The 9,196-nt window shown below is 72.3% G+C and carries 8 protein-coding genes and 1 pseudogene; 2 read left to right on the top strand and 7 right to left on the bottom strand.

Going from position 1 to position 9,196, the window contains the following annotated elements:
- Nucleotides 1-342 (top strand): annotated as a pseudogene (locus JNW91_RS26690) (hypothetical protein); the annotation flags it as partial.
- Nucleotides 343-402: 60 nt separating this feature from the next.
- Here the strand turns inward: JNW91_RS26690 and folE are convergent.
- From folE to JNW91_RS26670, 4 genes are all read right to left on the bottom strand, one after another.
- Complete coding sequence (folE, locus tag JNW91_RS26685) at nt 403-1,068, bottom strand: GTP cyclohydrolase I FolE (RefSeq protein WP_139583250.1); 666 nt, start codon at nt 1,066-1,068, stop codon at nt 403-405.
- A 35-nt stretch (nt 1,069-1,103) separates the two neighbouring features.
- Complete coding sequence (gene ftsH, locus JNW91_RS26680; protein WP_203178152.1) at nt 1,104-3,119, bottom strand: ATP-dependent zinc metalloprotease FtsH; 2,016 nt, start codon at nt 3,117-3,119, stop codon at nt 1,104-1,106.
- Nucleotides 3,120-3,637: 518 nt separating this feature from the next.
- Nucleotides 3,638-4,213: a hypoxanthine phosphoribosyltransferase gene (hpt, locus tag JNW91_RS26675; RefSeq protein WP_030328005.1), complete on the bottom strand. Its 576-nt coding sequence runs from the start codon at nt 4,211-4,213 to the stop codon at nt 3,638-3,640.
- A 100-nt stretch (nt 4,214-4,313) separates the two neighbouring features.
- Nucleotides 4,314-4,502, bottom strand: coding sequence for a hypothetical protein (locus JNW91_RS26670; protein WP_203178154.1), 189 nt, complete (start codon nt 4,500-4,502; stop codon nt 4,314-4,316).
- 99 nt (nt 4,503-4,601) lie between these two features.
- Here JNW91_RS26670 and JNW91_RS26665 point away from each other — a divergent pair, with 99 nt between their 5' ends.
- Nucleotides 4,602-5,564 carry a GlxA family transcriptional regulator gene (locus JNW91_RS26665; RefSeq protein ID WP_203178151.1) on the top strand — a complete coding sequence of 321 codons (963 nt, stop codon included), beginning with the start codon at nt 4,602-4,604 and terminating at the stop codon, nt 5,562-5,564.
- Between the two features lie 10 nt (nt 5,565-5,574).
- Here the strand turns inward: JNW91_RS26665 and tilS are convergent, their stop codons facing one another.
- The 3 genes from tilS to dacB form a co-directional block, all read right to left on the bottom strand.
- The gene (gene tilS / locus JNW91_RS26660) at nt 5,575-6,567 is read right to left on the bottom strand and encodes a tRNA lysidine(34) synthetase TilS (protein WP_203178149.1); all 993 of its coding nucleotides are present in this window, start codon (nt 6,565-6,567) and stop codon (nt 5,575-5,577) included.
- An 11-nt stretch (nt 6,568-6,578) separates the two neighbouring features.
- Nucleotides 6,579-7,649 carry a zinc-dependent metalloprotease gene (locus tag JNW91_RS26655; RefSeq protein ID WP_203178147.1) on the bottom strand — a complete coding sequence of 357 codons (1,071 nt, stop codon included), beginning with the start codon at nt 7,647-7,649 and terminating at the stop codon, nt 6,579-6,581.
- Nucleotides 7,650-7,770: 121 nt separating this feature from the next.
- On the bottom strand, nt 7,771-9,196 hold a 1,426-nt coding region (gene dacB / locus JNW91_RS26650), incomplete at its 5' end, for a D-alanyl-D-alanine carboxypeptidase/D-alanyl-D-alanine endopeptidase (RefSeq protein WP_238425761.1).

The raw sequence follows: 9,196 nt of genomic DNA, 5'->3' as shown, positions 1-9,196 counted from the left end.
TGCGGACGCGGCGCTGGCCGCGCGCGCCGGCTCCGGCCGGGGTCCTGGCCCGCCCGGGTGCGCAACCTTCTGGTGTACGGGCCGCTGGCGCTGCTGGTGCCGCTGATCCAGGTTGTGGTGTACGCGGCGACCGGCGCGGGCGCGGCGAGCGTCGCCGCGTTGATCTGCGGGCTGCCGATGCCGGCGGTGGCCTTCGTGGTCGCCTGGCTGGGTGTCGGGCGGGTGTTCCGGCCCGACCCGGGTGAGCATCTGGACCGTACGGTGCGCTTCGGCGCGCTGGTCTGCCTGGTGCCGGCGGTGCTGGTCACGGCCGCCCTGTTGCTGGCCCTGCTGGCCGGCTGACCCCCGGCACGGAACGGCCGGCCACCCGGGAGGGTCGGCCGGCCGTGTCGCGTCCGGCTGTCAGCGGGGGATGATCAACGCCATCGCCTCGGCGCGTGACTTGGAGTCCGTTTGCAGTATTCCGCGCACGGCCGACGTGATGGTCTTCGCACCTGACTTCTGGATGCCGCGCATGGCCATGCACATGTGCTCGCATTCGAGCACGACGACGACGCCGCGCGGGGCGAGCTTGCTCATGAGCAGGTCGGCGACCTGGGAGGTGAGCCGCTCCTGCACCTGGGGTCGGCGGGCGAAGACCTCGACCAGCCGGGCCAGTTTCGACAGGCCGGTGATCCGCCCGTCCGGGCCGGGGATGTAGCCGATGTGCGCGCTGCCGCGGAACGGCAGCAGGTGGTGCTCGCACAGACTCATCACGTCGATGTCGCGGACGATCACCAGCTCTTCGTGGTTGGCCTCGAAGGTGGTGCTGAGCACCTGGGCCGGGTCGACCCGCAGGCCGGCGAAGAGTTCGGCGTACGCGCGGGCGACCCGGGCGGGTGTCTGCTGGAGTCCGTCGCGGTCCGGGTCCTCGCCGACCGCGATGAGGATCTCCCGGACCGCCTTCTCGATGCGGCCCAGGTCGACCGCGTCCTCGACCGGCCGGCCGGTCAGCCGGCCGCTGATCAGCCGGGCGGCCACGTAGTCCAGCCCGTCGTCGCCGTCGGGCTCGGTCGCGGAGACGGCCAGCTCCCGGTGGGGGGAGCTGGCCGTCGGGTCGTCGCTCAGTGCGTACCGTCCGAGTTGTTGGACGCTGCCCCACCGACGGACGCCTGCGCGCCGTCGGCCTGGGCCTGCGCCTTGAGCGCGTCCTTTTCCGCGGGGGTGAGCACGGGCGGCTCGGTGGAGGGCTGCCGCTTGCCGAAGCCGTTGTACGGCGCCAGCGGCGGACGCTTGACCACCCGAGCGCAGATCCGCGCCATGTCGGCCGTGGAGAGGGTCTCCTTCTCGATCAGCTCGAGCACGATGTTGTCCAGGACGTCCCGGTATTCCACCAGGATCTCCCAGGCCTCGTCGTGTGCCAGCTCGACCAGGGCCCGCATCTCGCCGTCGATCTCGGCGGCCACCGAGTCCGAGTAGTCCCGCTCGTGGCCCATGTTGCGGCCGAGGAACGGCTCGTCCCCGCTGGTGCCGTACTTGATCGCACCGAGCTTGGAGCTCATGCCGTACTGCGTGATCATCGCGCGGGCCAGCTGGGTGGCCTTCTCGATGTCGTTGCCGGCACCGGTGGTGGGCTCGTGGAAGACCAGCTCCTCGGCGGCCCGACCGCCCAGCGCGTACGCCAGGGTGTCGATCATCTCGGCGCGCGTCTGGGTGTACTTGTCTTCCGTCGGCAGCACCAGGGTGTGGCCGAGGGAACGACCACGGGACAGGATCGTCACCTTGTGCACCGGGGCGGCGTGCGGCAGAGCCCAGGCGACCAGCGCGTGTCCACCCTCGTGGTACGCGGTGATCTTCTTTTCCTGGTCGCTCATCACCCGGGTCCGTCGCTGCGGACCGGCGATGACCCGGTCGATCGACTCTTCGAGCGAGTCGTTGGTGATCGCCCGCTGGTCCTTGCGGGCGGTGAGCAGGGCGGACTCGTTGATCACGTTGGCCAGGTCGGCGCCGCTGAAGCCCGGGGTACGCCGTGCCACCGAGTCGAGGTCGACGTCGGGCGTGAACGGCTTGCCCTTGGCGTGCACCCGCAGGATGGCCTTGCGGCCCTCCATGTCGGGGGCGTCCACCGGAATCTGCCGGTCGAACCGGCCCGGGCGCAGCAGCGCCGGGTCGAGGATGTCCGGTCGGTTGGTGGCCGCGATCAGGATGACGCCGCCCTTGGTGTCGAAGCCGTCCATCTCGACGAGCAGCTGGTTGAGCGTCTGCTCGCGCTCATCGTGACCGCCGCCCATGCCGGCGCCACGGTGCCGACCGACGGCGTCGATCTCGTCGACGAAGACGATCGCCGGGGCGTTCGCCTTGGCCTGCTCGAAGAGGTCACGGACCCGGCTGGCGCCGACACCGACGAACATCTCCACGAAGTCGGAGCCGGAGATGGAGTAGAACGGCACCCCGGCCTCGCCGGCGACCGCGCGGGCCAGCAGCGTCTTGCCGGTACCGGGCGGGCCGAACAGCAGCACACCCTTCGGGATCTTGGCACCGAGGGCCTGGTACTTCGCCGGGTTCTGCAGGAAGTCCTTGATCTCGTGCAGTTCCTCGACGGCCTCCTCGGCGCCCGCGACGTCCGCGAAGGTCGTCTTCGGCGTGTCCTTGGTGATCATCTTCGCCTTGGACTTGCCGAAGTTGAGCACGCGGGAGCCGCCGCCCTGCATCTGCGACATGAAGAACAGCAGCAGAAGCACGAGCAGCGCGATCGGCAGCAGGTTGATGAGCAGGCTCATCCAGATGCTGTCCGACGAGACCTTGGCGTCGGCCGGGCCGGTGACCCGGTTCGCCGCCTTGGCGTCCAGCACCTCGTTCCAGACCTGGTCGCCAGCCTGGTACGGGAACTGGGCCTCGATCTTGTTGGTGGTGGTCTCGCCGAACTTCGTCTTCTGGGCCAGGTCGAGCTGGAGCGTCTGCTCCTTGTCCTGGAAGACCACCTTGTTGATCTTGGCGGTGTGCAGCTGGTCGAGCGCAACGGAAGTGTCCACGCGGTGGTAGCTGGGACCAGCGGTGAACAGCTGACTGAGCACAACGGCGCCGAGGATGACCAGGATGATCCAGACCACCGGTCGGCGGAAGAAACGCGTACGTTCCATACTGTTGTCGAGCGCCGGGGCGCCCGCATCCTCCTGATCGACGTCCTGACCGTCTGATGGTGTCGCCGCGGTGAGCGGCAGCCGGAGCCGCCGTGCGGGCCGGCCTCGACCCCGAGACGCCAAACTGCCGCGTCGCGGTCATTCGACGGTACACCGTGTACGCGAGGAGTGAGCTTGCGAGCCCCGCAGTCGTGCACCATCAAAAGCCGCGTGTACGCGAGGAGTGAGCTTGCGAGCCCCGCACTTGGCGCACCTTCGACATCGACGGCGCACACCGTGGGCAGGCCCACCAGCCCCGCACCAACGTACGACGGGTCCGGGCCAAAACCGGCGTGGCGGGGAGTCCGACCCGGCCACCCGAACGCCCGGTCACGCGGTCGAGGGGGCCGGACGCGGAGTAACTTCCGCGCCACCGGGCTCCACGGTAACCGGAACAGCTGAGAGCCCGCTGAACGTCGGCTTGACGGGTGCCGATGCGATTTGGCCTCACACCGTCACGCTGCGGCCACCACGGGCCGTCAGGAGCGCGCGTAGACCTCGGGCTTGAGCACACCGACGTACGGCAGCTCCCGGTAACGCTCACCGAAGTCCAGGCCGTATCCGACGACGAACTCGGTGGGGATGTCGAAGCCGACGTACTTCACCGGGACCGGCACCTTGACCGCGTCCGGCTTGCGGAAGAGCGCGACAACCTCGACGCTCGCCGCCGAGCGGGACTCCAGGTAGCGCAGCAACCAGGAGAGCGTCAGCCCGGAGTCGACGATGTCCTCCACGACCACGACGTGCCGACCGGCGATGTCCCGGTCCAGGTCCTTGAGGATGCGGACCACGCCCGAGGAGGTCGTGCCCTGGCCGTAGGAGGAGATGGCCATGAAGTCGAGTTCGGCCGGGGGGCCGTTGCGGCCCAACGCCCTCGCGAAGTCCGCCATGAACATCACCGCGCCCTTGAGCACGCAGACCAGCAGCAGTCCGTCGCCCACGTGGGCGTAGTCGGCGGAGACCTGCTTGGCGAGTTCCGCCGTCTTCTCGCGGATCTGCGCCTCGGAAATGATCACGTGGTCGATGTCGGCGTCGTACCAGGAGCCGTCAGCCATGACTCCTAGCCTGCCGTACGTCGGATGGCCTCCGTCGGCGGGGCCGCACCTTTTGGCGCGGTCCGCCCGGGATTTTTCACCACATAAAACAATAAACACATCAGCTGGTACGTGACCGCCAGCGGCGGCCGTCGTCGCTGGGCTTCCAGTCGGCCGAATCGTGACTGTCCGCAGTGAAGCCGGCCGCCGAGGCGCCGACGAGCAGGACGAGGAACAGGAGGAAGAGCAGGAACTCCATGGCGGCGCTCGCTTTCGCATGGTTGCTGTCGGTTTCGCCGCCGGTGCGCACCGAACTGACACCAGTCTGCGGCCCCTCGCTCCGCCGGGACAGTGGCAGTGATGCCACTGAGCATCGATTTACTGCCACCGCTCGGGTTACCCTCGTCACATGCTTCGCAACGTCGCCGTCCTCGTCCTCGACCAGGTCGCCCCCTTCGAGCTCGGAGTGCTCGCCGAGGTGTTCGGCACCGACCGGACGGCCGACGGATTCCCCGGCTACCACTTTCAGCTGTGCAGCCCGGACGGCGGGGCGGTACGCACCTCGTCCGGCTTCCACCTCACCCCGCACGCCGACCTGGGCCCGGTGGAGGAGGCCGACCTGGTGGCCGTCCCCGCACACGGTCAGGGGACCGTCGTTCCGGGCCCGGTGCTCGACGCGCTGCGCCGCGCCGACGCCCGTGGCGCGCACCTGTTCAGCGTGTGCTCCGGCGCCTTCCTGCTCGGCGAGGCCGGGCTGCTCGACGACCGGGAGTGCACCACCCACTGGCGGTACGTGGACGAGCTGCAACGCCAACATCCGCGCGCCCGGGTGCGCTGCAACTCCCTCTACGTCCAGGACGGCCGGTTGCTCACCAGCGCCGGCACGGCGGCCGGCATCGACGCCTGCCTGCACCTGATCCGCCAGGAGCACGGGTCGACCACCGCGACCCGGCTGGCCCGGCGGATGGTGGTCCCGCCGCACCGCGACGGCGGCCAGTCACAGTACGTCGAGGCACCCATCCCGAAGGCGCCCGAGGCGCCCACCCTGGAGCCGGTGCTGGAGTGGCTGATGGGACACCTGGACCGGACGATCACGGTGGAGGAGTTGGCCGCCCGGGCCGGGATGGCTCCGCGCACGTTCGCCCGCCGGTTCCGCGCCGAGACCGGCACCACCCCACACGACTGGCTCACCAACCAGCGGGTGCTGCTCGCCCGACGGCTGCTGGAGGAGACCCCGCTGAGCGTGGAGGCGGTCGCCGACCAGGCCGGCTTCAGCGACGCGGCGGCGCTGCGGCACCACTTCAGCCGCCGGGTCGGCGCCACCCCGCACAGCTACCGGACCACCTTCCGGGACCGCGCGCACAGCGCCTGAGCGGGGGCTCTCAGCCCGAGGCGACGGGCGACAGTCGGCCGGCGCGGCGGAGTACCCGGACACCCCCCGGCAGGTCTGCCGGGCCCTGGCCGTGCCAGTCGGTGACCAGAGCGTCCAGGGCGGCGACGTGCCGATGGGACAGGGCACCCGGCAGGGCACCCAGCTCACGCGCCCAGGTGTGCAGCACGCGACCGCGTACGGAGGGGGGCAGGTCGACCAGCTCCGGCACCCCGAGCCCACCCTCGGGATGCCGGGCTGCCGCCAGCGCCGTCTCCGCCAACTCGTCGAGGGCGGCGTTGTCGGCCGCCACCAGCCGAGCCGTACGCGCGAGGTTGTCCAGCACGCCGGGCCCGAGCGCCCGCACCAGCGCCGGCAGCACGTCGGCCCGCACCCGGGACCGGGCGTACGACGGGTCGGTGTTGTGCGGGTCCTGCCACGGCTGCAAGCCGAGCACGACGCACGCGGCGCGGGTCTGCTCCCGGCCGATCTCCAGCAGCGGGCGTAGCAGCGGCACACCGGACAGGTCCCGCCGGGCGGGCATTCCGGCCAGCCCGCGCGGGCCGGCGCCCCGGGCGAGCGCGAGCAGCACGGTCTCCGCCTGGTCGTCGCGGGTGTGCCCGGTGAGCACGGCCACCGCCTCGTGCTGCCGCGCCACCTCGGTCAACGCCTGGTACCGGGCCTCCCGCGCGGCGGCCTCCGGACCACCCGGACGCCCGGCCACCTCCACCCGGGCGACCACGATCGGCGCGAAGCCGGCCTCCCGGGCCCACGCCGCCACCGCCTCGGCACGCTCTGCCGAGCCGTCCTGGAGGCCGTGGTCGACCGTGACAAGCCCCGCCGCGTGACCCAGCCGGGGGGCGACGAACGCGGTGGCCGCCGCCAGGGCGAGCGAGTCGGCACCACCGGAGCAGGCGACCAGCACCGGCCCGTCACCCGGCAGACCGGTCAGCGCGCGACGAACCGCCACCCGGATCGCGGCCACCGGCGGGGCGAGCGCAGCCACCGGCGGGCGGGTCAGCCGGCGGCCGGGAAGGTGCCGGCCGGGCCGTGCACCCGGGCCACCCAGGCGTCCGGGTCACCCAGCTCGGAGAGCCGGGGCAGGGTCAGGGGCGAGTTGAAGATCGAGTTGAACCCGTCCATGCCGACCCGCTCGACCACACCGTGCACGAACTTGCGCCCCTCGGCGTACTGGCGCATCTTCACGTCCACCCCGAGCAGCCGACGGATCGCCTTCTCCAGCGGGTTGCCCGCCTCACGGCGCCGGTTGAACGACGCTCGGATCCGCTCCACGCTGGGGATCACCTGCGGGCCGACGCCGTCCATCACGAACTCGGCGTGCCCCTCCAGCAGCGTCATCAGCGCGGTCAGCCGATCCAGGACGGCCCGCTGCGCCGGGGTCTGCACGATGTCCAGCACGCTGGTCCGGCCCTCCGGATCGCGGACCGCCTCGGACAAGGTGGCGACCCCCCGCCGCAGTCGCTCGGTCAGGTGCTCGCCGCCGCTGGACGAGGCGTCCACGAAAGCCTGCACCTCGCTGAGGAAGTACGCCCGCATCCACGGCACCGCGGTGAACTGGGTCCGGTGGGTGACCTCGTGCAGGCACACCCAGAGCCGGAAGTCCCGCGGGTCGGCGCCGAGCTTGCGCTCCACCTCGACGATGTTCGGTGCGACCAGCAGCAACTGGCCGGGTTCGGCGGAGAAGACCTCGTACTGGCCCAGCACCCGGCCGGAAAGGTAGGCCAGCACGGTGCCGGCCTGCACCCCGGTCAGCCGGGACCCGATCGCCTCGGTCAACGCGCCGGGCGACTTGTCACCGGAGAGCCGGCTGACCAGCGGGGTGATCACCTCGCGCAGACCGGCGATGTTCGCGGCGGCCCAGTCCCGGCGGTCGACCACCCGGACCGGCGGGTGCGACACCTGCGCCCGCAGCCCTGTGTAGTCGGCCACGTGCCCGGCCGCCTCGTCGGTCAGCCGTCGCAGGTCGCCGACCACGTCGGTGGCCTCGGCGTACGACACCCGGGGGCCCGACTTGCTCAACGCCCCCGCGGTGGCGGCGGCCAGATCCCAGTCCACGAACTGCGCCATGGACCCACCGTACCCGCGCCGCGACACCCCGGCCCGGGCTCGCGCCGGCGATCGACGTCGGTCGCGGCTGCGCCGGGTGCCCGGGAGCACCCCGGCGCGGTACGCGCCGGCCCGCCGACGGTCAGCCGCAGCCGCAGGCGGCCAGCGCCGCGGCGATCCGGTCCAGCGCCGGTTGGGCGGTGTCCGTGCCACCGGGCACCTGGTCGGTGAGCACCGCGAACGTGAGCAGCCGGCCGTCGTTCGTGGTGACCAGGCCGGCGATGGCGTGCACCCCGGTCAGCGTGCCGGTCTTGGCCCGCACGGCGCCCGCCCCGGCTGCGGTGCCGGGCGCACCGCGGTACCGGTCGTCCAGGGTGCCGGACCACGCGGCCACCGGCAGGCCCCCGAACACACCCGCGAGTTCCGGATGGTCCGGGCTGGCGGCCAGCCGGATGAGGTCGGTGAGCAGCGACGGGCTGATCCGGTTGCGGCGGGACAGCCCACTGCCGTCGGAGAGCGTGATCTCCTCGGCGGGCAGCCCCAACTCGGCCACCTCGGCGTCCATCGCGGCGGCGGCCCCGTCGAACGAGGCCGGCTGGTTGCGGGCCAGCGCCACCTGCCGGGCGAGCGCCTCGGCCACCAGGTTGTCACTCTGACTGATCATGACGTCGACCAGCCGGATCAGCGGCGGGGACTGCACCACACCCAACTCGGTGCCGGGCGCCGGGGTGCCGCCGGCCGCGGCCGGCGCCGGAGCCGTGCCGCGCTTTACGGCGCCGGCCGGTACGCCGAGCAGCTTGGCGAACGACCGGCCGGCGGCCAGGTCCGGCTCGGCGACCCGCACGGCACCACCGCTGGCGGCGCCCGGATCCTCACGCGCGCCGTCGGTCATCAGCGCGGTCATCGCCCCGCCGTACCCGCCGGTGGGGATGTCGGGGTCCCAGCCCGGGCCGTAGACCGGACCCGAGTAGACCGAACCGTCGACGGTGACGCTCGTCGGAGCGGTGCCGCCGAGCGTCGTACGCACCTGCGCGGCCAGGTCGTCCAGGCGCGCGGCGCCCGGGTAGTAGCCCTTCTTGTCGACCGCGAGGGTGGGGTCCCCACCGCCGACGATCACCACCTCGCCGGGCTTCGCGCCGGCCACCGCCCGGGTGGGGATCCGGTAGCCCGGCCCACGGGCGGCCAGCACGGTCACCGCGGTCGCCAGCTTGGTCACCGAGGCGGGCACCGTGCCGTCGTCCGCCCCCTTGCCGAACAGCGTCTGGCCGGAGGTCACGTCGGCCACCGAGACGTTCACCCGGCTGCCCAGCGCGGCCGCACCGACCAGCGGGTCCAGCGCGGCTCGTACCCCATCCGGGCTGGGCATGGGAGCGTTCGGGTCTGGCCCGGCCAGAACGTCCGACGGGTCCGGTTCGGGGCTCCCGGCGGCAGCGGTCGGCGCGGACCCGGCGTCGTCGCCCAGCCAGCCCGCGACCGGCCCGGGCCTGGTCACGACGACCCCGACGCCGGCGAGCACCAGCAGCACCACGAGAGCCAGCACCACCGGGAGCCGGCGCCGACGGCGTGGC

It is taken from the genome of Micromonospora parastrephiae, from assembly GCF_016802865.1.
GTDB lineage: Bacteria > Actinomycetota > Actinomycetes > Mycobacteriales > Micromonosporaceae > Micromonospora > Micromonospora parastrephiae.
The sequence above is the reverse complement of the archived record's forward strand: the minus strand, read 5'-3'. Positions and strand labels throughout refer to the sequence as shown.